Annotated in this window: 23 protein-coding genes; 20 read left to right on the top strand and 3 right to left on the bottom strand. The window is 48.3% G+C overall.

The window, feature by feature from the left end; genetic code table 11:
• Positions 1-34: 34 nt before the first annotated feature.
• Positions 35-1,321, bottom strand: a complete 1,287-nt coding sequence (locus FCN51_RS25355) for an MFS transporter (protein WP_310256729.1) — start codon at positions 1,319-1,321, stop codon at positions 35-37.
• Positions 1,322-1,728: 407 nt separating this feature from the next.
• Between FCN51_RS25355 and FCN51_RS25360 the strand changes: the two genes are divergently transcribed.
• From FCN51_RS25360 to FCN51_RS25445, 18 genes are all read left to right on the top strand, one after another.
• Entirely contained in the window at positions 1,729-4,275 is a 2,547-nt protein-coding gene (locus tag FCN51_RS25360) for a TonB-dependent receptor (RefSeq protein ID WP_310256732.1), read from the top strand.
• 233 nt (positions 4,276-4,508) lie between these two features.
• Complete coding sequence (gene tauD / locus FCN51_RS25365; RefSeq protein ID WP_310256735.1) at positions 4,509-5,453, top strand: taurine dioxygenase; 945 nt, start codon at positions 4,509-4,511, stop codon at positions 5,451-5,453.
• A gap of 21 nt (positions 5,454-5,474) precedes the next feature.
• Positions 5,475-6,770 (top strand): lipase family protein, encoded by a 1,296-nt coding sequence (locus FCN51_RS25370; protein ID WP_456304872.1) that lies wholly within the window; start codon positions 5,475-5,477, stop codon positions 6,768-6,770.
• A gap of 30 nt (positions 6,771-6,800) precedes the next feature.
• On the top strand, positions 6,801-7,577 hold the full coding sequence (locus FCN51_RS25375; protein WP_012812993.1) for an ABC transporter permease: 777 nt from the start codon (positions 6,801-6,803) through the stop codon (positions 7,575-7,577).
• Complete coding sequence (locus FCN51_RS25380) at positions 7,574-8,320, top strand: ABC transporter ATP-binding protein (protein ID WP_310256743.1); 747 nt, start codon at positions 7,574-7,576, stop codon at positions 8,318-8,320. The genes FCN51_RS25375 and FCN51_RS25380 overlap by 4 nt, the downstream gene beginning before the upstream one ends.
• A gap of 51 nt (positions 8,321-8,371) precedes the next feature.
• Positions 8,372-9,322 carry an aliphatic sulfonate ABC transporter substrate-binding protein gene (locus FCN51_RS25385; protein WP_310256746.1) on the top strand — a complete coding sequence of 317 codons (951 nt, stop codon included), beginning with the start codon at positions 8,372-8,374 and terminating at the stop codon, positions 9,320-9,322.
• A gap of 178 nt (positions 9,323-9,500) precedes the next feature.
• Positions 9,501-10,007, top strand: a complete 507-nt coding sequence (locus FCN51_RS25390; RefSeq protein WP_081273965.1) for an RNA polymerase sigma factor — start codon at positions 9,501-9,503, stop codon at positions 10,005-10,007.
• Between the two features lie 134 nt (positions 10,008-10,141).
• Entirely contained in the window at positions 10,142-11,119 is a 978-nt protein-coding gene (locus FCN51_RS25395; RefSeq protein ID WP_310256752.1) for a FecR family protein, read from the top strand.
• A gap of 125 nt (positions 11,120-11,244) precedes the next feature.
• Positions 11,245-13,704 carry a TonB-dependent siderophore receptor gene (locus FCN51_RS25400; protein WP_310256755.1) on the top strand — a complete coding sequence of 820 codons (2,460 nt, stop codon included), beginning with the start codon at positions 11,245-11,247 and terminating at the stop codon, positions 13,702-13,704.
• A 195-nt stretch (positions 13,705-13,899) separates the two neighbouring features.
• Positions 13,900-14,433: an RNA polymerase sigma factor gene (locus FCN51_RS25405; protein WP_064776496.1), complete on the top strand. Its 534-nt coding sequence runs from the start codon at positions 13,900-13,902 to the stop codon at positions 14,431-14,433.
• 120 nt (positions 14,434-14,553) lie between these two features.
• The gene (locus tag FCN51_RS25410) at positions 14,554-15,528 is read left to right on the top strand and encodes a FecR family protein (RefSeq protein ID WP_310256757.1); all 975 of its coding nucleotides are present in this window, start codon (positions 14,554-14,556) and stop codon (positions 15,526-15,528) included.
• A gap of 183 nt (positions 15,529-15,711) precedes the next feature.
• Positions 15,712-18,318, top strand: coding sequence for a TonB-dependent siderophore receptor (locus FCN51_RS25415; protein WP_310256759.1), 2,607 nt, complete (start codon positions 15,712-15,714; stop codon positions 18,316-18,318).
• A gap of 403 nt (positions 18,319-18,721) precedes the next feature.
• The gene (locus FCN51_RS25420) at positions 18,722-19,960 is read left to right on the top strand and encodes a PepSY-associated TM helix domain-containing protein (RefSeq protein WP_310256761.1); all 1,239 of its coding nucleotides are present in this window, start codon (positions 18,722-18,724) and stop codon (positions 19,958-19,960) included.
• Positions 19,957-20,208 (top strand): hypothetical protein, encoded by a 252-nt coding sequence (locus FCN51_RS25425; RefSeq protein WP_310256764.1) that lies wholly within the window; start codon positions 19,957-19,959, stop codon positions 20,206-20,208. Before FCN51_RS25420 ends, FCN51_RS25425 begins: the two co-directional genes overlap by 4 nt.
• Positions 20,205-20,954: a tonB-system energizer ExbB gene (exbB, locus tag FCN51_RS25430; RefSeq protein WP_310256767.1), complete on the top strand. Its 750-nt coding sequence runs from the start codon at positions 20,205-20,207 to the stop codon at positions 20,952-20,954. Before FCN51_RS25425 ends, exbB begins: the two co-directional genes overlap by 4 nt.
• 5 nt (positions 20,955-20,959) lie before the next feature.
• The gene (gene exbD / locus FCN51_RS25435; protein WP_310256770.1) at positions 20,960-21,433 is read left to right on the top strand and encodes a TonB system transport protein ExbD; all 474 of its coding nucleotides are present in this window, start codon (positions 20,960-20,962) and stop codon (positions 21,431-21,433) included.
• Positions 21,430-22,287: an energy transducer TonB family protein gene (locus FCN51_RS25440; RefSeq protein WP_004449406.1), complete on the top strand. Its 858-nt coding sequence runs from the start codon at positions 21,430-21,432 to the stop codon at positions 22,285-22,287. The genes exbD and FCN51_RS25440 overlap by 4 nt, the downstream gene beginning before the upstream one ends.
• A gap of 48 nt (positions 22,288-22,335) precedes the next feature.
• Entirely contained in the window at positions 22,336-22,851 is a 516-nt protein-coding gene (locus FCN51_RS25445; RefSeq protein ID WP_004449411.1) for a Fur family transcriptional regulator, read from the top strand.
• 21 nt (positions 22,852-22,872) lie between these two features.
• Here FCN51_RS25445 and FCN51_RS25450 read toward each other — a convergent pair whose 3' ends face one another.
• Entirely contained in the window at positions 22,873-24,078 is a 1,206-nt protein-coding gene (locus FCN51_RS25450) for an MFS transporter (protein WP_310256777.1), read from the bottom strand.
• Positions 24,079-24,409: 331 nt separating this feature from the next.
• On the opposite strand from FCN51_RS25450, the gene FCN51_RS25455 reads away from it, so the two are divergent.
• Positions 24,410-24,871 carry a YbaK/EbsC family protein gene (locus tag FCN51_RS25455; protein WP_310256780.1) on the top strand — a complete coding sequence of 154 codons (462 nt, stop codon included), beginning with the start codon at positions 24,410-24,412 and terminating at the stop codon, positions 24,869-24,871.
• Positions 24,872-24,891: 20 nt separating this feature from the next.
• Here FCN51_RS25455 and FCN51_RS25460 read toward each other — a convergent pair whose 3' ends face one another.
• On the bottom strand, positions 24,892-25,689 hold the full coding sequence (locus FCN51_RS25460) for an AraC family transcriptional regulator (RefSeq protein WP_310256783.1): 798 nt from the start codon (positions 25,687-25,689) through the stop codon (positions 24,892-24,894).
• A gap of 92 nt (positions 25,690-25,781) precedes the next feature.
• On the opposite strand from FCN51_RS25460, the gene FCN51_RS25465 reads away from it, so the two are divergent.
• Complete coding sequence (locus FCN51_RS25465) at positions 25,782-26,168, top strand: nuclear transport factor 2 family protein (RefSeq protein WP_310256786.1); 387 nt, start codon at positions 25,782-25,784, stop codon at positions 26,166-26,168.
• Positions 26,169-26,170: the final 2 nt, after the last annotated feature.

Below are 26,170 nucleotides of genomic sequence, written 5' to 3' on the forward strand. Positions count from 1 at the left end.
TACTTTCCTTTGACTTTTCATCAAACATAAATATTCAAGTAATTTTTTCTGAGTAAATCATATTGAAAATCATAAAAAAGAGTAAAAAGCATGCTCCGGCAGGAATAAGCATGGGAAGATCAGCGCTTCCACTCCAATGACGAACCCACGCTACCAAGTTTTGTCCCAGAAATGCTCCAAATCCTCCCACAGATGTAATTGTAGCAATGCCTACGGCAGCCTTGGCATCTTTTAAAAATCTAGACGGGAGAACCCAAAGGCAGGGGAGTAGAACATAAATGCATGGTCCGCCCAAACTTAATAAAACAAAGCGATAGACGTTATTATGTAAAAAGACGGAAGATAGAAAACATGCCATGCCAATAACAGAGGCTGCCAGCATTGCATAAAGTGGACGGTCTCCTTTTCTCACGGCAGGGACTAAAAAAATCAACGCAAATGTTGCTAATAAATAGGGTATTGCATTTAAAAACCCATTTGCTGTGTATCCAACTCCAAATTCCTTTACCAAGGAAGGCAACCAGTAACTCAGCCCATAACTGGCTATAGAAATTAACATAAAACAAATAGAAAGTTTTATAACGCGAATATCAAATATAACACTAAGAGTATTTGTATTCTGGGGCGTATTGTGAACAACCTTTTCTCGTTCTGCCTCAAGTGTGTCAATAAGCCAGTTTTTTTCTTCTGGATTGAGAAATTTTTGCTTTTCAGGACGTTCTGGAAGAAAGAAAAACACTAAAATGGCTAAAATAATCGGGAAAATTCCTGTTACCAGAAAAATTATTTGCCATCCAGAAAGAGATGCCCAGCCATTCTGGCTCAGAAGCCAACCACAGATTGGCCCACTCAGCATATTACCGACACTGCTCGCCAGTGTGAAATATCCCATCATCCGAACGCGATGTTGGGAAGGGAACCATAATGAGAGGTAATATATTATTCCGGGGTATAGACCAGCTTCTGCTGCCCCCAAAAAGAACCTTAAAATATAAAACATTAATGTACTGCTTGTGAAGGCAAGTAATATTGTAATAATTCCCCAAGAAATTCCAATTCTGGCAATCCATTTGGATGCGCCAAATTTATGGAGCAATATATTGCTGGGGATTTCAAAAATCATATAACCAATAAAAAATAATGAAGCAGCCGATGCAAAAACTGTTTCACTCACATGTAAGTCCGTCATCATTTGTAATTTGGCAAATGCAATGTTCTGGCGGTCTATATATGCTCCCAGGTAGCATGCAGTAACCAATGGCAATATGCGCCATGCCACTTTATTTACAACAATGCTTTCAGTTATTGGTATATTGGGCATGCTTTCCTCTATTTTTATCTGGTTTCGAGGGGTCTCAACACATGCTGAACCAGCGTGGCTTGCGTTCATGCAACATTTCAACAAACGTATGATATTAAAAAGAGTTTTTAATATTATTGAAAATAAATAGGCAGAAAGAATTCTGGGTTATATCTTCCAAAAGGAAAGACTTTCACCAGATCCGCGATATTCCTGCCAAGGAAACAGAACAGACGACTTAGGCTGAAGATGCAACCACAATCACCTGCATCTTCAGCAAGAGCTGCTGTGCTTATAATTAAACTATTTATTTTAGTTGTTTATTAAAAATATTATTTCGAATCGTATTGACTCAAAAACAACGATATGACGGATATATAGTGGTTTGAATTAACAACTAAACAAAATAGTTATTTTTGGAGCCATTTATGAGCGCAGTCAGAACTCCGGCGTTTAAGTCCGTAGCAGACAGATCATCTCTTGATCTGCTTTCTCGCCGATTTCTGTTTTGTTCTGCCGTGCTTATTTTGGCATCAAGCTGGTTAGAAAAAACTGCATCCGCGCGTACAAATGCAGAAATGCAGAATGTTACAAGCAGTAAACTCCCCATGCCACGTGCTACTAAGCGGCAGGGGCCTACGCATGCCCATAAACCTGCGGCTGTTAGCCCGGTAGAATCTGTGCGTTCGGAAGCCGTGAGCGTGCATGGTGCCATCAGTACAAGCCGACGACAGATTTTGAAACGGCAAAATGATCCTGTATCTGTAACAACAGTAACAGAAAAAGATTTGCAAACGCATCAGATTACCAATCTGCCACAAGCTACAAAACTTTTGCCTTCCGTTTCACTTCAAGTGTCTAATCCCCGTAATACAGCCATAAATATCCGTGGGTTAGGTAATTTCAGTTCTACAGCCCAAGATGGGCTAGAGAATGGCACCGCAGTGTATATTGATGGCGTTTATCAGACACGCCCCGGTGCGGTGCTGGGAGATATTAGTGATCTAGCCGGAATAGAGGTGCTTAAAGGGCCACAGGCTACACGCGGTGGTATAGATAATGATAGTGGCATTATAAATATAACAACATTGGCACCATCTTTTAAAAGGCAATACACAGTAACGGGGGATTATGGCAGCTATAATACAGCTAATATCCGTGTGCGCGCCACTGGTGCGGTAGGAAATAGTGATAAGGTTGCCTATAGCCTGTCTGGTTTTTCTATGAACCGTGATGGTTACGTTAAAAACGTTACAACCAATAAATACTATCAGGATTATCATACGCTGGGGGCAAAAGCACAGCTTTTAGCTAAACCAATGGAAGGGTTAACCATCCGCCTGATAGGTGATTACACGCATCTGCGCGAAAGCTGCTGCATTACCCCCATGACAACCGCTTTAAGCACTTATTCCAACGGAGAGGCGATTTCCGGAAATTACTGGGACCGCGCAGCATATGCCGGAGCAGAGCCCGTGCCCAAACATGGTGTGCGCGATATGTTAGTGAGTGGCCCTGCAAGTGGCAGTCAGGCTGTGGACCAGGAAACATACGGCGTTTCCTTGAATGTTGGTTACCAACTTCCCAATCAGTGGAAGCTTGAAAATATTGCTTCGTGGCGTACGTGGTTTTGGTATCCACATAATGCTCTTTCTGATGGCGCGGGAAATACACCGGGCTTACAGCTTTGGTCTGCAGATAATAATCAGGTTTATGAACAGAATGCCACGGAAGAACTGCGCATTTCTTCCCCAGAAAACCGTCGTTATCAAGTCACTGGCGGCGTATTTTATATGTATGAGGAAGTGCCAGATTACATCCACAACACAATAACGGCGCAGGGGGCCAAATATCTTGGTTATGGATACAGCCCGGAAATTTACAACGCCGCATTAAACGGGGCGAGCCAGCTTGCACATGATAACCCTGTTACAAATGAAGTGGCAGGCTATGTGCGCAGCAAATACAAGATCACATCCAAACTGGAAGTGGAGGGAGGTTTTAGATACTCCTTTGTAAGCAAATCAGGCGGCTACTCCTCCCGTATTGTTAATTCTGCCATTCCGGCCATGGCGGCGGATGTGTTTGGGGCACCTGTTTCTTACCATGCCACGCACCGTGAACATGAACCGAGTGGGAGTTTGAGCATCGTTTATCGGGCAAATGAAAACCACATGCTTTATGCCACGTATAGTCGTGGCGTACGTAATGGCGGCATCAATCTGGTAAACTTAGATATTACAGAAGGCGCGAACCCCGACGTTAAACCAGAAATAAATGATATGTTTGAGTTTGGATTAAAAAATACATTTTTGCACAAGCGTCTGTTTGTAAATGCAACAGCTTTTTGGAACAATGTCCATAATTACATTACAAGTGCCTCTTACTATACATCCGGCGGCACAACCATTTCTTATCTCACAAATGCTAAGCACGTAATATCTCGTGGGTTTGAGCTGGATGCACGCGGTGTCATTATTCCTGGTTTGGAAGGAAGAGTTTCAGCTTCCTATACAGATGCTTTCTATGCCTCGTTTAACAATGCAACGCATCCATTGGAATCATCTAATATTGGTGGGCTATATAGCCTAACAGGCAATCAGGTTCCGCTAAATTCAAAATGGAATCTGTCAACAGGTTTGGAATATACTGTACCAATCAAGAATATTGGTGCCACAAATAACCCATTCTGGAGAAAACTACTGTTTTATGTTGGAGCAGATTATAGATATCGGTCACAATATTACGCAGAGCCTTCTGAATCTCGCTATACACGTATCAAGCCATACGGCATTTTGGATGCACATGTTGGCATCCGCCCAGAATCTGGCAAATGGGATTTGAGTTTCTGGGGACATAATATGCTGGATAAGCGATATTTTGTAACCATGACATCTCTCTCCGCCGGGGCTGTTTTTTATGGCCAGCTTGGAGATCCAGCCATGTTTGGTGGGGAATTCACTTACAGAATGTAGCACTTAAAAATTACGGGTTTGCGGTAAGCAAGCCCGTAATTTCCAATGTGTCGGAATAAGAGAGGGGATACACCCCTCATATAACACCATTTAACATAGTTTAATTTTCAATGATAATTTAAAAATAATCGTGATTTATAAATAATACAGTTTGACTAAGTTTATTTAGGCGCATAACCTCATAAATAACAACGCATCACGATAGTGGAATATACACCGCGCAGGAGGTTCCCATGTCACTTTCTTCTCATCATCTTGATATCAGTCGTATTTCATCTCCCGTGCTTCAGGGGGAAGGGCCAAATATCGAAGTAGAGCGGGTTCATGCAACGCCGCTTTCACCTGCCATTGGTGCTATTGTATCTGGTGTAAATCTTGCCCAATCACTTACCGCTAAAACAGAAAGCAGATTGCGTGAACTGCTGTTGCGGCATCAGGTTCTGTTCTTCAGAAATCAGAGTATAACGCCGCGTCAACAACGTGATTTTGCCCAACGTTTTGGGCCGTTACATCAGCATCCCATCTATCCTACTGTTGCGGATGTGCCCGAAATTATTGTGCTGGATACAGAGCAAAATGATCTTAAGGATAACGCGCTCTGGCATACGGACGTCACATTTAGCCAGACACCACCGCTGGGTGCGGTATTGGCCGCACGCCACCTTCCACCATCAGGGGGAGATACCTTATGGGCCAGTGCAACAGCCGCATATGATGCCCTTTCAGATGGGATGAAGTTGCGGCTGGAACATCTGACTGCCTTACATGACTTCACGCACTCTTTTCCGCTTTCGCGTTTTGGCCTTACCGAAACGGAGAAACAGAAATGGCTGCGTACGCGTGAGCAACTGCCCCCAGTAGAACACCCGGTTATACGTATTCATCCAGAAACCAATAAGCGGGCTATTTTTGTAAATGAAGGTTTCACTACGGAAGTATGCGGTCTGGAAATAGAAGAAAGTGCTGCTTTACTGCGCTTTTTATTCCAACACCTTAGTAAGCCGGAATTTAGTGTGCGTTGGACATGGCGGGAAGGGGATGTAGCTTTCTGGGATAACCGCGCCACACAGCATTATGCGGTGGATGATTATCGTCCACATCGTCGTGTCATGCATCGTGCGACAATTTTGGGCGATCGTCCGTTTGGCCCTGCCATTACACAACAGCAAAAACACTAAATAAAAAAGGGCTATACCGCTGTGGCTTGGCACTTGAGGAAATCTACATACAAGCAGAAACATTTTGCGCTGTATGCTGCGGGCATTATGGTATTTTACGTAAATGCCATAACAGCATCATGCGCATTTTCTGCGGAAGCTTTGTTGCCACAGCAAGAAGCTGATGTGGGTGATGGAGGTGTTTCTCATTTTTATGTATGGCAAGGGCCACTGGATGCAGCGCCAGGCACTGTACTGCGCACAGAACCAATGGAAGACGTTAAGCGTTTCCCTGATGCAAAAAGCCAATACCGTATTCTTTATATTTCCACGGACAGTATAACCCATCATAAAGTTGCCGTTTCTGGCCAGCTTTGGCTGCCAAAAGGAAAGCCGCCCCAGCATGGTTGGCCACTTTTACTTTGGGCGCATGGTACTGTTGGCTTGGCAGATCATTGCGCAATATCATGGGGTTCAACGGGCAAAAATTTTCCTGTTTATGCTGCCAGATGGTTGCAGAATGGTTTTGCCGTAGCGGCTAGCGATTATGCAGGCTTGGGCACTCCGGGGTTACACAACTATCTTGTACACACCACAGAAGCTTACAATACCTTGGATATTGCACGCGCTGTTGTTGGTAAAAACTATCAGATTGACAACAAGATTATTATTGATGGTCAATCTCAAGGGGGAGGCGCGGCATTTGCAGCCGGGGCAGAGGCCGCAACATATGCGCCTGAGCTGCAAGTAAGGGGTACTGTTGCAACAGGGCTTCCATACTTTTCACCCCATGTAGTTTTGGGTAACTCAACACCTCATCCTAATACTGTAGATCCTAATATTGCATATATGTTCTATGTAGCGCGTACCGCACAACAATTGGACCCAACCCTAAAGCCTGAAAGTCTTTTTACGCCGCGCGCGCGCTTAATTTATGCACAAGCAACCGATAGTTGCGTGGATGATCTGATCGCCAAGGTTTCTTCCGCAGGTTTGACAGATGCCAATACTCTGCTCCCCGGTGCAACCCGGCGTGTGCTGGCCGTTATGATGCCGTATTACATCTATCCACATCTAAAATTATCAGCACCATTATTTGTTGGCACAGGCTTAAAGGATCAAGATGTTAATCCGGTAGCGCAGCAAACCTTAGTGCAGGATAGTTGTGCCGCTGGGACTGTGGTGGAAAATCATATCTATCCGAATACAGATCATATCGAAACGTGGTTAACTTCTGGATCAGATGCCATTCACTTTGCCCATCAGCTTTTGAACGGTGAAAAAATTACATCCTCCTGTTTCTCGCATTTCACTTCAATGAAGATAAAACCTTCGTAAAATGCATGGAATAAGCATAGGATACGTAAAATGATACAAAAAATTCTGGGGTATTTTACACGCTACTTCTCTCTCATACTCTTGGTAGCTATCTGGCAAGGCGTCTGTTCTGCCGGGCTTATTTCCCCTCATGTTCTGGCTTCACCCGTTGCTGTCGTGCGTACAGCAGAAACGCTTGTCAGAGATGGCACTTTGCCTAAAAACCTGATGGTTTCTCTGGTGCGGGCTGCCAGCGGCCTTTCCCTGGCGGTTATTATGGGGGTGGTTCTTGCTCTGATTTCTGGTCTGTCCCGCATGGGAGAAGAAGTTGTTGACGGGCCTATGCAGATTTTTCGTACTTTGCCAGCTCTAGCCCTTGTGCCTTTGTTTATCCTTTGGTTTGGCATTGGGGAAACTCCCAAAATTCTGCTGGTAGCATTTGGTGCTGCTTTTCCAATTTATCTTAATTTGCACAAAGGCATCCGCGGTGTGGATGTGCGTCTTCTGGAAATGGGTAAAACCCTTGGTCTTTCCCATTCACAAGTGGTGCGTGACATTATTCTGCCAAGTGCACTGCCTGATTTTATAGTGGGCCTAAGGTTTGCTGTAGGCATTTCGTGGTTGATGTTGGTGGTGGCCGAGCAGGTAAATGCCGAAAGCGGGATTGGCCATATGATGATGGATGCAGAAGATTTTCTGAGAACAGACGTTATTCTTGTAGGGCTGGCGGTATATGGCTTTCTGGGGCTCATGTCTGATCAGATTGTGCGTTATGTAGAAAGATTTTTTCTGATCTGGTCTCTGGATAAGAATAGAGAAGTATCATGAATATCATGGCACCGGCACAAACGTTTTCCACCAAGAATACAGCACCTGTTGTGCAAGTGCGTGGTTTAAGCCGCAGATATGGGAAAGGCCCAGTTATTCTGGATCACCTTGATCTGAAAATAGGGGCTGGAGAGTTTATTGCGCTTCTTGGCCGCAGTGGCTCGGGTAAATCCACTTTACTGCGCACCTTGGCTGGCTTGGATGCCGTAACAGAGGGCACGGTTATTCGCCCCAAAGAAGTTGCCGTTGTTTTTCAGGAAAGTCGTCTGCTACCTTGGAAACGTGTTTGGCAGAATGTTCTGTTAGGTATGGGCAAAAATGCTGTTCGTGAAGAAGATGCCCATAAAGTGCTGCAAGAGGTAGGGCTTTCTCACCGTGCAACGGCATGGCCTCTTACTCTTTCCGGGGGTGAGGCGCAGCGTGCTGCTCTCGCGCGCGCCTTGGTGCGTAACCCAAGCTTTCTGATGCTGGATGAGCCTTTTGCGGCCTTGGACGCGTTAACGCGCATACGTATGCAGCAGTTGGTAGTCCGTTTGTGGGAAAAGCATAAAAGTGCGGTGTTATTGGTAACGCATGATGTGGATGAAGCCTTAATGCTGGCAGACCGCGTTGTTGTGTTGGAAGCAGGCCGTATTCACACAGAAATATCTGTGCCGCTAGAGCGCCCTCGGCGGCATGCAAATCCTGTATTTGAAGATCTTAGGCGTACTTTATTGTCCGCTTTGGGCGTAATGCCAGACTAAATAAGCCGCAGAAACCAGTAATCCGCAAAAATATCACAAGGGGAACAAACCATGCTTTCACGACGTAAGTTTGGGAAAAACATTTTATCTCAGTTGGTGGGCATATCACTTGCTTCTACACTTGGGGGCAGAGCATTTGCACAACAGCAGAGCATACGTATTGGTTACCAGAAATACGGTACACTCGCCTTACTTAAAGATCAGAAAATTTTAGAAAAAACATTAGACCCAAAAGGCATTTCTGTGCAGTGGGCCTTATTCCCTGCCGGGCCGCCACTTTTGCAGGCTCTTATTGCGGGGGCCTTGGATTTTGGGAGTGCAGGGGATCTTCCTCCCATTTTTGCTCAGGCCAGTTCTCCTGGGTCTATGGTATATGTCGGGCATGAAACCCCAGCGGGGGCAAGTGAGGCAATTATTGTGCCTCAGAATAGCGCAATCACCACTATAAAGGATCTGCAAGGTAAAAGTATTGCGGTTACTCGTGGTTCAGATGCCCATTGGCTCCTGTTAGCTGCGCTTAAAAACAATGGTCTAAGCCTGAATGATGTGAAGGTTTCTTACCTATTGCCTGCTGCCGCACGCCCTGCGTTTGAAGGGGGCAAAGTGGATGCATGGGCAATATGGGACCCATATCTCTCTGGTGTCAGCAGCCCAGTGCGCGTTTTGGCAACAGGAGAGGATGTTCAGGGGGGCACAGAATTTTACCTTGCCAGCAAGGAATTTTATCAAAAAAGCCCGGAGCTTTTACATGAAGTTACAAATGCCATAGCGCAGTGTGATATCTGGATGGAATCTCATAAAGCAGAAGTCGCTGCCATTTTGGCGCATAGCACGGGGTTGGAATTGGATGTTGTAACGCGCTCCATTGCCAAAATACATTATGGGTATCATCCCATCACACACCCGGTTATAGCCAGCCAGCAGCATATTGCTGATACGTTTGCCGCAGCCGGTTTATTGCCGTCTGCTCCGAATGTGCAGGATGCTGCACCTGAAATCTGATGAGCAGAATGGGGGCCCTTCATATGCTCTGCAGTGCTTTTCAGAAACAGGGCGGTGATACGTGTTATGGGGGAAGAGGTGCATATATTGCCCCCAGAAACACTTTACGGTATGAGTTGAGAAGTGTTCTTAACTCGTGATGGACGAGGCAAGGTAGGACGAGCCGAAGGAAACTACGTTGAAGTCCGACCCTCTATCGCATCGGTTATATGCGACACACAGAAATACGCTGATATCATATGCGCACCGATTGTGTGGCGATAAAGGGATAGCCGAAGATCTTGTGCATGATGCATGGCTTCTGTTCCACCGGCAGAATAGTGCGGAAATATTGGCGCCTCTCAGCTATCTTAAAACAATCATCCGCAATTTGCTGTTTGATCGTCGAAGGCGTAGTGCGTTTGAAAGTACGACAGAGGCCCCCTTCGAACAGGCCATAGGAAATGTCGAGGTCACTTCCGTATCTCCCGAGCGGGATGTTGCTGCGCGTCAGATTATGAACCGCGTGATGGACGCCATAGACGCCATGCCGGAAAGACAAGGTAAAGCCATCAGGATGTATCATTTTGACGGCATGAAACTTAGAGAGATTGCTCAAGAACTCGATATTTCTGTTGCTCTTGTTCATAAACTGATTGCCGATGGTGTAAAAATTTGCATGCAAATTCGTAAGGAAGAACCGTAGAGCTGTGTTCTTCATGTTTTTTATGAAAAATCTCCGCCTTCACACATCTATTCAGTATAACGCATACATCTCACGCATGTTTGATTGGTTGCTGTATGGATGCCATCTCGGTGTGAAAGGATGCCTATCAAGTTATGGATGAAAGTCAGAAGGCTGAGGCAGAAGCTATTGATTGGTCTCTCCTTTTGAACGAGGAGCCAGATGATCAGGCATTACGGCATGAATTTGAAAAATGGCTGAGTGAGAAGCCTGCACATGCCATAGCGTGGCAGCAGGTTACTGCTATTTCGGATATCATCCGCTCAGCTCCGCCTAACAGGCAGGTGGCCCCTGTCAGGCCGGTAGCGTTTCAGCCACGTATTCAGGCTTTATTGGTTTTTCTGCAAAAGCGATGGCGGCTCCTGTTGGGTAGCGGAGTGGCTGCAACCGCACTCTGCGCAGCTTTGCTTCTGATAATTCCTGATTTGATGACACGGTTTCTGGCAGATCAATATGCGCCAGCCGGCACAACCCGGACACTTCATCTTGCAGATGGCAGTGACGTTGTGCTTGCACCGCGTTCGACCATTTCAATCCAGATCTCTGCGCAGGAACGGCATATAGACCTCATACAAGGCGAGGCATTTTTTACTGTTCATCATGAGAACAGCCGTCCCTTCATCGTGCAAGCCGGAAAGGTGAGGGCGCAGGATATTGGCACTGCCTTCGATATCCAGATTGCTCACCATGAAACCACTGTACGGGTGCGCGATGGTGTGGTGCATATTGCGGCCACCACTCCACGTATATACGCGCGTGATCTGCATGGCGGAGAATGGGCAAGGGTATCGGATACCGATATTGAAGACGGCACACTCCCCCCTGAAACTGTGGGAGCATGGAAAGAAGGGGTGCTGATCGCACGGAACGATAAAGTAGGTGACATGATTACAGCTCTCAGGCCATGGAGCGAAAAACGGATTATAGTGATGAAGCATGCGTTGCTCGGCAAACGGGTGACCGGGGTTTACGATCTACGAAATCCAGATGCAGCCTTACGCCTGATTGTGAGCCCTCTAGGAGGCAAGATCATACATGTTACACCGTGGGCTAACCTTGTTGTTTCTCCGTAAAAACTCTTTCCAGAAAAATTTTCTGACATAATTTTTTGAAAAAACAGTGTCGTTATTTCTCTCTCTTTACAGGAAGTGATGCGAATGATTTTCATTTGCCCATTATGTAGGAGAGTGCTTTCACAATGGCACGGAATGGAAATTTGTCTGGCCGAGGCGTGGCGGCGCTCCTTTTTGTCGTCACAACCACGGCACTGACACCGTTGGCGTGCAAACCGGCAGAGGCTCAGGCAGAGCCATCTCAACACAAAATTCTTTTCCATATTGCTGCGGGTTCGCTGTCTGATGCACTCGTTGCCTTTAGCAGACAGTCTCATGTTCAGGTTACGTCTCAGGCATCATCGCTGGCTGGGCATACAACCCGCGGTTTGTCAGGAGATTTCACACCATCCGAGGGGCTGGGGCAGCTTTTACAAGGTAGTGGCCTGTCTTACATGCAAGCAGGAGACCACGCTTATCAGATTGCTCCCAGCACAAAAGCCTCCAGCATAGTGCTTGGCCCGGTACGTGTTGGCGGAACAGATTCAAAAGATACACAATCTGCCTATGGGCCGGGTGTTGGGTTTGTTGCCACACGCAGTGCATCCGCCACGCGCACGGATACCCCACTCATTCAGGTGCCTAAATCGGTATATGTTGTAACCCGTAAGCAAATGGATGATCTCCAACCCCTCACAATCGGTGCAGCCTTGCGCTATACGCCCGGCGTTGTTAGCGCGGATGCAAATGATAGCACGCCTTCAGCAAGCCTGTTTCAGCCTGTCCGCCAACGAGGTTTTGAATCCTATACATTTGTGGATGGTCTGCTCAATGGTACATCTGTAAGTGATCCTTTCTTTCTAGACCGGATTGAGGCACTCAGCGGACCATCTTCAGTTATGTATGGGCAATCCAACCCCGGCGGCCTGATCAACATGACACTCAAGCGGCCAACAGAAACAGCCCAGCGACAAGTGAATGTGGGTTTTGGCAATTATGGCCGTTATGAAGGCCAGATTGATTTAAGTGGTCCTTTAAACAAGAGCCATACCCTGTTGTACCGGCTGATTGGGCTTGGTATTACGCAAGGTTCACAAACAGATTTTAATCATTACAAACGTGTGGCTGCGCAAGGTGATATTGAATGGAAAATAGATGATCGCACCAATATCACCATTATAGGGCAGTTTGCCTATGATCCAGAAACATGGGATCCTTGGATTGGTGTTCCGGCATATGGCAGTTTGATCAAAACAGGATCTGGCCGCATCCCGGTTTCCAGATACTTTGGTGATCCGGCATTCAAGAATAACTGGGACCGTCAATATATGGTGGAGGCTATTTTCCACCATGAATTCACAAAAGACTTTCAGTTTAACGCAACCGCGCGTTTTGATGAACAGAGCCATAGTAGCTGCAGTCTCTCGTTAGATGGCGTGAACACCGTAAGTCAAACAATCAGCAGATCAGCGTTTTGCAGTGGCCAATACAAAGGGCGCTCATCGCAAATGACCGCTAATTTCAGTTATAAACTGCGCACAGGCCCGATTTCGCATTCTTTCCTTGTGGGCGTTGATTATCGTGGGCAGTGGGCTGATGGATATTGGGGGTTTGATTTTTCTACCGTGCCGGATGCAAGCATACTGCACCCACGGTATAATCAGTACACGTCTTCTGATTATGCGCGTGCAACAAACGGCCAGTTAACATGGACCAAATATCCATATTGGCAGGATGGCATTTATTTTCAGGATCAGATCAACTGGCGCCGTGTATACGTTACACTCGCCGGGCGTCAGGACTGGAACGGGTATGGAGGTAAAGACCTTTTTAACCGCCCGTTTACGTGGAATGTTGGTATAAATTATGTTTCCAGCATCGGTTTGGCACCTTACTTCAGTTACGCCAAATCGTTCATGCCCCAGACCGGGCAGGTTTATAGTGCAGGGGCTCTTACGCAACCTGATCCCTTGAACGGCCATCAATGGGAAGTGGGGGTGAAGTACCAGATCCCGCATGTTCAGTCATTTTTGTCCGCAGCTTATTATGATCTCGCAGAAAACAATGTTCTTGTTAATAATCCTCAACTTCCGCAATACAGCAGCGAAATCGGGCAGGTAAAATCCCGCGGGGTCGAACTCTCCGCACACGCCAACCTAGCCCCAGGGCTTGATCTTATTCTGAACTATACATGGAATAAGGTTTACAATTCACGCACAAACCTGACAGGCAAAACACTCACGGGTGAAACCGTATCTCTTCTTGGCAAGCAGCTTACGCAGCAGCCTGTCAATGCAGCCTCTGGTTTTATAGATTATCGTTTCCCCGCTGAAATTGCCCCCGGGTTATCCGTGAATTTTGGTGTGCGTTATCAGGGTAAAAGCTGGGCAGACCAAGCAAATTCCTTCCGCAATCCATCTTATGTTCTATTTGACAGCGGACTGAGTTGGGATGCGGGGCAAACATTCCCATCAGTCAAAGGCCTGAATATCCGGTTAAGCATGACCAATTCAGGTGATAAAACATATGTCCAATGTGGATCTGCCACGTTCTGCCATTATGGTGACCAGCGCATTACTTATGGAACAATTGGTTACCATTGGTAGAACAAATAATAAGGGGAGGGCATTCTCGACATCTCTCCCTGATAATGAAGACGACGGGAAATTATAAATTTCTAATGGACTGACAGACCTGCTTGCAAGATTGCTTGCGGCTTGTCTTAAAATCAGCAATGAGAGATTAAGAATGAGTTGCATATAAGTGAGTCCTATTCAGGAGGACAGCTTATTCGTGCCGATGTGTGGGAGAGGTATGAAAACTTGGAGCAGAAGGGCTCATTGCTGGTTCTGTATTCAGCCCATCGGCGTGATCTGCTGAAATACGCTAATGGGTTGGTGGCTGATCACTCGGAGGCCGAGGATATCGTGCAGGAGGCATGGCTTCGGTTAGATCGGGGGGCTGAAGCGGCAACAGTCAGCGAACCCTTACGTTATCTTTATCGGATTGTCCGAAATCTGGCGTTAGATCTACGCCGTAAAGGCACGCGTGACCGGGCCGTTTTTACGCCCACGGGCCTTGATGGCATGATAGATCAGCAGGCGGATGCGCAACCGGGTCCAGACCGAATTGCGCAGGACAAAGCGCAACTGGAGGCCATTCAAGCAGTACTGGCGGCCTTGCCCGAGAGAACGCGCATTGCTTTTGAGATGCATCGTTTTGGTGGATGCAAATTGCGTGAAATTGCAGCGCATCTGAATATTTCCACCCCGATGGCTCATGTGCTGGTTTCCGAAGCTGTGGATGCCTGCAAACAGCAGGTGGAATGGCCTTAATACGTAATAGGGCACAGAAAATTTAAAAAGGGCGCGGCAGATGCGTCAGGTAATAGTTAAGGGTGCCAAATGTCTCTCTCGCCAGACGCGGGCCCAACAGCTTTGCGTCGGAAGGCTTTTATGACGGTAATAGACGATCCAGTTAGGCAACGGGCTTCCAGAGAGGCCACACAATGGTTGATTCTTCTGCAAGAAGAACCTGATGATCCTGAAGTGCGCGCTGGATTTGAAGCCTGGTTGGGAGCGGCACCTGTGAACCGTGAGGCTTGGGCGCAAACCCAAACCGCTATGGGGCTTGTGAATTACCTATCTTCAGATAATACAGGCAACTGGCAGCAAAAAAAGCGTAATATCGTTCCGCTGCCATTGCGTCATCGGTTTTCTTCACGAGCAACAAGGGCCGGGTTTGCTCTGGCATTGGTAGCATGTCTCGCACTGTTTTTTGCGGGTCCGGATTTTATGCTGCATATGCAGGCAGATGCCATAACTGGCACGGCAGAAACGCGTGTCCTGTCCCTTTCTGATGGCAGTTCAATAACACTTGCCCCCGGAAGTGCCGTTAGCATCAATACGCAAGGGACCCATCGTAGCGTTACCCTTTTGGCGGGAGAAGCGCTATTTTCTATTGTTCATGATCCAGTACGTCCGTTCGTGGTGAAAGCTGGCGGTTTCACGACAACAGATATCGGTACCGTGTTTGATGTGCAGTGGGCACAAGGTGCGGTGAACGTGGCTGTGCGTACAGGCCGGGTGCGGGTAAATGGCGGAGCTATTCCGGCACAGGGTAGGGAACTTGGAACAGGGCAGGCACTGACTGCATCCGCAACAGAGATTTATAATAATAATCTTCCTGCCGAACAGGTAGGCGCATGGGCAGATGGTTTACTGGTTGCCAATGATGAACCACTTGAAGAAGTTGTTGCTAAACTGAAGCCTTATCTTCATGGCATGGTTATTGTATCGCCTCATTTGGCATCGCAGCGTGTCTCTGGGGTTTATAGCTTGTCCAATCCTGCACGCGCCTTAGAGGCAATAGCGCAGGCACGGCAACGTACCGTACGCCGCTATAGCCCGTGGGTAACAGTTTTGCGCTAACCCATAGCTGAACCACAATTTTTTCGTCCATCATCTACAAAAAAACGCTGAATTACGATTTTTATTAGAAAATTCATTCCTGGCATCGTTGTGTGATTAGATGGGCAATAATGCAATTCATTCTCAACAATAAGGTTGAAGCGAAGTGCATATCCCGAAATAAACATGATGGAGCACAGCAGGGTGACGTCAGAGACAGGTGCCCGGCCAACAATGGGCCGGAAAGATAATAACACTACCCCTTATACATGCCTGCTTCTGGCAACAACAGCAGCCACTTTTCTTACATTTGCCGGTTCTGCCCAAGCGCAATCAGACACAGCGATGATTGCAAGAAATGGGCCTGTGCAAAATGTGCGTATGTACAATATTCAAGCACAGCCCTTGGCATCTGCATTGATAAGCTTTGGAAAGCAGTCAGCTCTTCAGGTTACTGCCGGGGGTGAACTTCTTCGTGGTGTAAAAACGGCAGGGGTGCATGGGCAACTCACGCCCACACAGGCACTTGCCCAGCTTCTTTCTGGCACCGGTCTGGCTTATGTGCAGTCAGGAAACGGAACGGTAATTTTAACAAAATCTGCTGCCAATATCACCCTTGGGCCCGTTCGTGTTGGAGGCTCAGTTGTGCATCAAAATCCAACAGGCCCGGGGGTAGGTTATGTTGCAATAAATACGATGGCTGGCACAAAAATCGATACACCACTTACGGAAATTCCCAACTCAATTTATGTCATTACAAAACAGCAAATGGTTGATCTGCAACCACAAAATGTTCAGGAAGCTTTGCGTTATACTGCGGGGATTTATACGGAACAGCGCGGTAACTATAGTAATGGCTGCGCCAGTGCCGGAAGTTGTGGTGGTATTGTGCAACGAGGCTTCAGTACATCACAGTTTATCGATGGCTTGATGTCGGAATCCTACAGCGCGGGAGAGACTGCGTTTTTGGAACGGATTGAAGCTGTGAATGGCCCTGCTTCAGTGATGTACGGACAAACTACACCAGGTGGCATGATCAACATGTCTTTGAAAAAACCAACCGATACACCACTGCATCAGGTGAGTGTTGGTTTTGGTAACTGGAATCGTTATGAAGCGACATTTGATTACAGTGACAAAATTACAAAATCTGGAAACCTGCGTTATCGCGTTGCCGCTATGGGAACCACACAGGGCACTCAGGTCAACAATATCGACTATAAAAGAGTTGGCATCCTTCCTTCCATCACGTGGGATATAGATAAAAAAACATCTCTTACACTGCTTGGAAGTTATCTTTACACACCCGGCATGGGTACGAATTACATGCAGTTTCCCGTAGAAGGTACGCTGTATCGTAGCCCTTACGGGCAAATTCCAAGAAGTCGTTTTGTCGGGAACAAGAATTTCAACACGCAGGAAACGCGTGATGAAATGTTTGAATACCAATTCCAGCACCGCTTTAATCGTTTTTTAAACTTCAGTCAGGTTTTTCGCTGGGAGCAATCCACCAGAGATAACCAAACGATGATTCTTGATGGTATGTACACAGATAGAATTGCAGCACTTGATCCATGGGAAATGCGCAATAAAAATACTGTAGCTGGGTTGGATTCACGTCTTTATGGCAAGTTCAATATAGGCAAAGTAGAAAACACATGGGTTGTTGGCTCTGATTTCAGGCAGTACGATTATAAATGGAACGTTATTGCAGACAAAACCCCCGGCTATAATGGATACCCGGGAGAGGACGGGTATTATCTGGTAGATATTTTTAATCCTCATAACGACTATTCACGATGTGTCGATATCCATTCATCAAAATGCGAGACATGGAATGGCACCTATAATTACAGCTATTTTCAGGAAGGCGTTTATTTTCAGGATCAGATTAAATGGAAAGGGCTATCTGTTCTGCTGGGTGGGCGGCAAGACTGGGTGAATACACATTATCATGGCACTGTTTACTCTAACAGAACCGATGACCACAGCATTACACTCACAAGATTAAGCGATGCACCACGTCCACAAACAGCATTTACATGGCGGGCCGGGCTTATCTATAACTTCGCGTTCGGTTTATCTCCCTATTTCAGTTACTCCACATCCTTTATCCCACAAAGTGGGAGTGACTGGCAGGGCAGGCCTCAACCACCACTCAAAGGGCAACAAAAAGAAGTTGGCATTAAATACAAAGTTCCGGGCCGCGATATACTGATTACGGCTGCGGCTTACGACATTGATGAAACCAATTATCTGGTTACGGACTATCTGCATCCGGGCTATTCAGCCAATGCGGGTCGGGTGAATGCCAAGGGGTTCGAGGTTGCGGCTAATGCCAATATTACCCATGATCTCCGGCTGATTGCCTCCTATTCCTATAATTCCATGACATACGCCAGCACTAACCTTACAGCAGCAGCTCAGCTTCCAGATGGAGGGTACGGCCCGGCGGCATCGGAAAAAGGGAAATATGTTCAGGGTGTTCCCCGCAACATGTTCTCGTTCTTTCTCAATTACAGCATGCCCAAAAATATTATTCCGGGTTTGGCCGTAAATGGTGGCATGCGCTATGTGGGGTTCACTTATGATGATGCAGTAAATACCTTCAAGGTTCCCGCGTATTATTTGTTTGATATCGGCATGCATTACGATTTTGGACAAAAAATTCCGATGCTTAAAGGGTTGCAGGCGCAACTCGCTGTTTCAAACCTTACCAACAAATACTATGTGGCTTCCTGCGGCGGCAATTATGCCTGTTATATCGGCCAAGGGCGCCGAGTATATGGCAACCTGTCGTATAGTTGGTGAGCATTGAACAGACCCATTGCAGTTTTCTCACAACACCAAAGCTAAAGCACATGAGCCCCAAGAGCATAATCCCTGATGGTTGGTGCCATGGGTGCACTGTTTGGGGCCATGACCTTGCTTGCAGTGAACACATAAATGGTCGTTGCGCACATAAAACCTGCTCGGAATGCAAAATATTTAACCCGGTACCTAAAAAATTCTCAGCAAAGCCGAAAAAAACGAGCTGCCGATCGTCTTAATAAGCGAGGGGATCATTCTGTGCGCTGATTATATCAGGCGGTAAAAGTGGTTTCCTCTCTTTTCCAGCGTATCTGAGGGCACGCAACACAATGATTACGGCAGAATTTTACGCAAAACACAGTTGCGAATCACTCTTACACGCATTTGTGAGCGTGCTGTTTTCATGACCACTCGTGCTCTTCGTCGCTGGTTTGTGGTCCATAAATGGACTAGCCTGATTTGCACGCTGTTCTTGCTGATTGTGTGCATAACGGGTCTGCCGCTGCTATTCTCCGAACAAATCTGGGATACATTCGTGGGGGATGATGATCCGCCTTACGAGGTGCTACCACTGGGCACACCAAACGCCAGCCTTGATCTGATAGTAGAAAAGGCGAGGGCGCTTTATCCCGGTCAGATTATTACGAATCTTAATCCAGATGATGATGAACCTGCTGTGCTGGTTTCCATGGCTCCAAGCTGGCAGGCGTTAGAAGAAGATAAAAACTACCCAGATCGGAATTCCAGCCACTGGATCAAGTTTGATGCCCGCACAGCAAAAGTTCTCAAACAGTCACGCCCTACTGATGCCCCCAAAGAGCCACGGACATGGACCGGCATCATCATGGGTATCTGCAGTCAGCTCCACGTAAGCCTATTTGCCGGGCTTACGGGCCGCCTTTTCCTTGGGGGGATGGGGGGCGTTTTTGTTGCCTCACTAGTGTCTGGCACAGTGCTTTACGGAAGGTTTATGAAGCGCCTGCCATTCGGTTCCATTCGGCGTGGCCGCGCTACACGTCTGACGTGGCTAGACCTGCATAATCTGCTGGGTGTGGCTACGCTTATGTGGGCAACTGTGGTTGGGTTTACCGGCTTGGTTAACGAACTCCAAACCCCACTTTTTGGCCTGTGGCGCATAACGGATGTACGGCAGATTCTAAAGCCTTATGCCAAATTACCAACGCCTTCGCAGGATCATCTGGCCTCCGTGCAAGCAGCGTTTGATACGGCAGCTAAAGCGGCTCCCGGCAATGAAGTTACAGGCTTATCCTTCCCTGGCTCTTCCTTTGGCAGCCCGGTGCATTATGTGCTGTGGACGCGCGGGAGCACACCATTGCGTGCACGCTTGTTTACGCCGGTTTTGGTGGATGCCCGCACGGGTGAGCTAACCGGAGCTTACCCTATGCCGTGGTATCTGCGTTTTCTGGAAATTTCTCGCCCTCTGCACTTTGGGGATTACGGCGGCATGCCACTGCGCATTTTGTGGGCGCTGCTTGATGTTGTGGTTATTGGCGTGCTTGCCAGTGGTCTGGTGTTGTGGGCTGGCAAGCGGAAGCTCTCTATCGATACCCGCCTGCGGGCGCTTGGTTATGAACTGGACGCAGCCGAGGGAATGCCTGTTTTTACGGAGGGAGCGCGATGAACGCCGTCTCTCATCAGGCTCCTGTCATTTCTTCTCACAGCACAGATTCTCGTCCATCCGTGCCTGTCTGGCCATGGCCGGTTGCGTTGGGGCTGCTCACCATATTTGGGCTGTTATCAGCACTGCTGGGCCAGCACGGTATCTGGCTTGGCCTGTCCTGGGCTGCTCTTTCCATTCCCCTCATTGTTACGGTCGTCTGTCTGATCCGTGCGTGGAAGAGACCGTCTTTTAAAGGAGGTCTTTCATGACCGATCTTGCACCAATTTCCTTCTCTCCGTGGGAGATGTTTCTCAACGCAGGCCCTGTAGTGCGCTGTGTAATGGTTCTGCTGGCCGTGGCGGCACTACTGACATGGACCATTTTCATCGCCAAATCAGTTGAACTGCTGCGCGTGCGGGCCAAACTTACCAAGGCCGAACACACGCTGGAGCAGGCCGGCACGCTGGATCTGGGTGAAGAAGAGACACGCAAAAACGGTATTGCCCATACGCTTGTTATGGCCGCCGAGACAGAACGCACACGCTCGCAGGATATTCCTGATGATAGCGAGGGCCTGAAAGAACGGATTGTCCTGCATCTTGAACGGTTGGAAGCTGCCGAAGGGCGCAGGCTGATGCGCGGCACCGGCGTGCTGGCTACTATTGGCGCAACATCTCCGTTCATTGGCCTGTTTGGCACGGTGTGGGGGATCATGACTTCGTTTACCGGCATTGCCGCCAGCAAGGCCACCAGCCTTGCTGTCGTAGCTCCCGGTATTGCAGAAGCACTACTGGCAACGGCCCTTGGGCTGGTAGCGGCCATTCCTGCGGTAGTCATTTACAACCACCTTGCCCGCCAGACAGCATCCTGCCGCGCACAGGTGGCTGATCTTACATCCCTTGTTATGCGTCTGGTCTCGCGCGATCTGGGGCGCAGCCAGATGCTTATGGCACAGGGTAATATCGTTCGTCTGGGGCAGCAAAGCCGTGATGCCCTTACGGTGGCGGGGGAGTAAGCGGTATGATCCGTATCCGCCATACCGATGAAAGCCCACATGAGGCGAGCGAGATCAATGTCACGCCGTTCATCGACGTGATGCTGGTCCTACTGGTGATCTTCATGGTCACGGCACCGCTTACTACAGTGAACGTGCCCGTGGATCTGCCATCCTCAACAGAAAAACCAACACCACGCCCAGATGACCCTGTGTTTCTAACAGTAAAGGCCGATCATGGTTTGGCATTGGGTGAAGATAACATCACTACCGATGCCTTACCCGGTGCATTGGAAACAGCAACCAAAAGCAATAAGGACCAGCGCATTTTTTTGCGTGCAGATAAAACCGTCGATTACGGTACGCTGATGGGAGTGATGGATAAGCTGCGCTCCGCTGGCTACCTCAAAGTGGCACTCGTCAACCTTCAGGGGCAGGAAGAAGGGAGCGAAACAGGAAGTCCGGCTGTTCCAGCAGATAGCTCTGGAGCTGCACCATGAGTGGAATTGCAGATATGGCGCAGCCAACAGAAGGAGCCATTTCCTTTGCTGACTGGCAGCGCAGTGAGTTGCGCCGTGCACAACGAGATGATGCCCTGCGGTGGGGGCTATCATTGCTTGCGGTGCTTACCGTAAGTGGCGCTGCTGTTTGGTGGATTATGCGCCTGCCACCACCGGCTGTTGCTGTGCCAGAACCACCTCCAGCGGCTATTGCGATCGACATGGCACCCGAACCAGTTTCAACCCCCACGCCGCCAACAGATGCCCCCATAGGCCCACAGCAAACCCAGTCCGTTCCTGATCCAGCCCCGGTAGAGCCGCCAAAGGTGACTGCTCCGCCATCACCAGCGCCCAACCCGCCGGTTCCGGTTCCCAAGCCGGAAAAGCCGCATAAAATTGTTAAAAAACACAAGCCTGTGCCGCATCTTAAAAAACCGATCCCGGATAAAACACCACCAGCCGAGGCAACAACTGCGCCGCCTTCATCAGAAGCACCGCCAGCTCCGGCACAGGCTGCTCCGGCACCCGGTGCGTCTTCTTCCAAGGCATCGCATGATCCGGTAACATGGCAGGGCGCATTGCTGGCGCAGTTGGAAAAGTTCAAGCGCTATCCAGCTGATGCCATGGCCGATCATCAGGAAGGCGTACCCACTGTAACATTTTCCATGGATCGTAAGGGGCACGTAGTTGCGGTTACGCTAGCCAGCAGTTCCGGCCATGCGTTGCTTGATCAGGAAGCAGTGGCTTTGCCCAAGCGTGCCCAACCATTGCCTATCCCGCCAGATAGCGTAGCGGGAGACCCCATTACACTCACCGTACCCGTCGAATTTTATATTCACGGTGGCGAAAACTAAGTTTTTCCCACCATCCCCTTTTTTTAGATCGTGACAGGATCAAAACCTATGCTTGCATTTTCCGGATATCGCCGTTCTCCCCCCGCATTGAAGCAAATCCGCCCTGGTATGGGGGCTAACCGCAGTGCGGTAAGGCGGCTGGAAGAACGTTGCGAAAATGCGGGTATCAGAATGACCGATTTACGCCGCGTGCTTCTGCATGGCGTGCTGGAAGTTGAACCACACGCCACAGCGGTGGAAATATGGAAAGCGCTGAGCATCATGACAAATGGTCATGCGCCTTCTCAGGGTTCCATCCAACGCAATCTGAACTTGCTGGTGGCGCATGATATCTTGCGTCGGGATGTTACTCCCAACCGGCTGTGGCGCTACAGTGTGGCCCCAGAACCGAAAGTGCTGCCATCTGTTCTTTTTGTTGAAGTGGGAACAGGCCGGAAAATTCCGTGCCATGCACCGGAGGTTGTTATTTTACTGCGGCGGGTGGCGGCTGAGCACGGTTTGGCCGTGCAGGGCGCCTCTATTACCGTAATATCTTCGATCAAACATGATATGGAAGCCCGATAAAAGAACAATTAAGATGTTTGCCTACGCATTCGCCTCATTTTTTCTGGGAATAGCTTCTTGCCATGCGGCTTGTGCAAGCACTGTGCTGGCAAGGGCAACCAAACAAATCAGGGCCGCACAACCAAACCACCCATGATGTGCATAGAAAGGGGCGGGGGCAATGGCTCCGATACTGCCACCAAGATAATAGCAGGTAAGGTAAAGACCCGTTGCCGCAGATCGGCCCGTTTTGGCGTGTTGTGCCGTATAACCTGTGGCGCAGGATTGCCCAGAAAAAACTGCCATGCAGGACAGAGCCAACCCGACCACAATAGAAGCAAGATGGAAGGAAAGTGTCAGGCCTATTCCCGCAATCCCGATAATCTGAGACAGCAAAAAGGCCCGTGTCCGGCCGATCTTATTAATAAGACGCCCGAAGAAAGGCGTAACTGTGACCGGCAATAAAAAAACTACAAACAGGCTCCCCACTTCTAAAGAAGTCAGGCTGAATGGTGGTGCCCCCAGCCGCAAGCTTAAATAGGTGAAGGACGTAACCTGCTGAAATAGCAGGCTGGCACCAATAAAGCAAGTGGCCAACAGCCGCCAATCCTGCACCCCTTTGGCGATACTTTTTAAACTGCCCGCAAGGGAAGCGCTGGGTTTGAACTGGCGCTCTGTAGGCAAGCAAAATATGGTAAGGACAAGCACCAAAAACAATAAAACTGCAAAAACCAGAAAAGTGGAAAGCCATCCTGTAAAGGTAGCTGCGGCACCGGCAAGAAATCGTCCACAAAATCCACCAAACGCCGTGCCCGCCACATACACACCGTTCATGGTGGTTGCAGTACTTCCCGACCATTCCTCGGTAATATAGGCGAGAGCTGCGGTAAAGACGAATGGAACAAGTAACCCTTGTGCAAATCGCAAGGAAAAAAGAGCCATAAAGTTCCATGCCAGAGCGCAGGAAGCGGTTGTTACAATTAGCCCGATAAGAGCCATTACCATAATACACTTGCGCCCGAAGCGATCCGAGATAGCACCTGCCAGCGGGGCCGCAACAGCCACACCCAGTGTGGAGGCACTGATTGTCCATGCGCTGGTGCCTAAGCTCACACCAAATTGCCGCGCAATATCGGACAGGATGGGCTGAGTGGCATAGATATTCAGAAGTGCACAACTGCCCAAGAAAAACAGAGCTACTATTTCACAAAGTGGAACCTTTGTGTTTGCTATTGTTTCATTTTTCATTGCAGGCCCCAAGAGCAATTACACGACTGACCTTGTGAGAGAAGGCCAATGCAATAAGGCCACTGGCACAGGCTCTGAGCATTGTTATTATTCATAACAACAGGTTTATGAATAAAAGAGTAAATGTAAGAGACGGTTTCTTTTACGCGATATTGTGATGATTGAGTTGATGCCATCGGTAACAGATTTGTTCACATGAAGTCATGAAGTCATGAAGTCATGAAGTCATGAAGTCATGAAGTCGACTTGCTGATTTTATGTTCTGCTATGATAGAATTTAGAGTTTAAGGTGCGTAGTTTTCAGATCTGTTGATATTTTGGGGGAATAGAAATGAGCCGTGAGTCTGTGCAGGCATTTTTCAAAACTCATGCGCCCGATATTGAACCGGTTGTACTGGCAGACAGCACCGCAACAGTTGCAGAAGCCGCGCAAGTATTAGGTGTGCAGGAAGGACAGATTGCCAAAACATTGGCGCTGAAAGTCGGTGATGAGCGCATTCTAGTTGTTATGGCCGGGACGGAGCGGCTCGATAACCGCAAGACAAAGGATACGTTTGGAAATCGCCCCCGTATGCTGCCAGCAGAAGAAGTTCTGGAATTAACAAGCCATCCCGTAGGTGGTGTATGCCCTTTTGGGTTGCCGCAGCCAGTTCGGGTATTCTGTGATGCCTCATTGCGCTCATTCAACAAGGTCTGGCCCGCAGCGGGTGATAGAAACAGTTCCGTATGCATGACACCAGACAGATTGGCAGAACTCGTCGGTGCAAAGTGGGTGGATATTAGTCAAGGGTAACGCCTGCCAGTTCTTACCAATCAACGTGTCATGCAGCGTTGTGCATAGGCGCTGGGGCTGTATCCGGTGTTCTTTTTAAAGGCTGCTGCAAATGCCCCTAAGCTTTCGTAACCCACAGCAGCAGCAACATGGGTGACATTTTCCCCTCGAGCCAGTTTTTCCTGAGCATTGAGAATACGCAAACGCTGGCGCCATGCTGAAAACTGTATTCCCGTATCGGCTGTGAAATACCTGACGAATGATCGTAAAGACATTCCCGCCATATCGGCCCAATCCTGTTGCCCTCGTGAATCAGCCGGATTGGCGCATAAGGCATCAGCCACCCGCTTTAACCGAACGTCACCGGGAAAAGGCAATGAGACAGACTGATGAGGAATGGATAGAAATTCATCCCAAAAACTCTCGGCCAAGCATGCTGTGCGAGCGTCCCACGTTGTATTCTGGGTATTTTCTGACAGACGCTCAACCTGAGCACTTAGTAGGCGAGTGCTGTCTGCTACAAACGGTTTACTGGCAAGAAAAGCGCACCGATCTCCTGCAATATACAGGCTCCAGCCCGTAATAGCACCATGAGAACGCGCCTCATGCGCCAAACGTGGCGGTAACCAAAGAAGCTGTTCTGGCCCAATCAGCCAGTAGGCATCTTGTGTCTTCACAGCCATAACACCGCTTTCCACCACAAATATTTGTCCATTGTTATGCACATGCGGTACGGTGGTTCGGCGCGCAGTTTGTCTTACACGCCTCCCAAACAGCCAAGATGAATGGGCCGTGAAATAAGGCTTTGCAGATGAGTCATGAGAGAAATTGGCGTGCATGAGTCGTATTATGGCCTATCAACGAGAGAACGCCAAAAAGATATTTTGTAAAGTCTTCTGATCCATTCAGCAGGAAGATCAAAGGACGCTTTATGACTCATGAACAGATTATTCGAGATATGTTCGCTACATTCACAAACTTTGATGCAGATCTCGACGCACTGCTGGGTTTCATGACCCCTGATTATCGGCAATGTGTTGATGGACACGAAATGACATTAAGCGCCTTTCAAACTCATACACGCGCCTTGCGTGCCAATCTCAGCCGATTGGAAATCGATATCCAGCACATTGTATGTGAGGGAGACAAAGCCGCCACCGTGCATCTGGCACGTGTTACACGCCTTTCTGGTGAAGAAAGTCTGATCAAGGTTGTCGCTTTTTATCAGTTCAGGGAAGGGCGCATCTGCCTTGTTGATGAACTGACTCACCTTTTAAAAGGGACCGAAAAAGACCAAGATCTTGGGGCGCTACAATAAAC

Origin of the sequence: Acetobacter pasteurianus, from assembly GCF_009914215.2 — a bacterium.
GTDB lineage: Bacteria > Pseudomonadota > Alphaproteobacteria > Acetobacterales > Acetobacteraceae > Acetobacter > Acetobacter pasteurianus.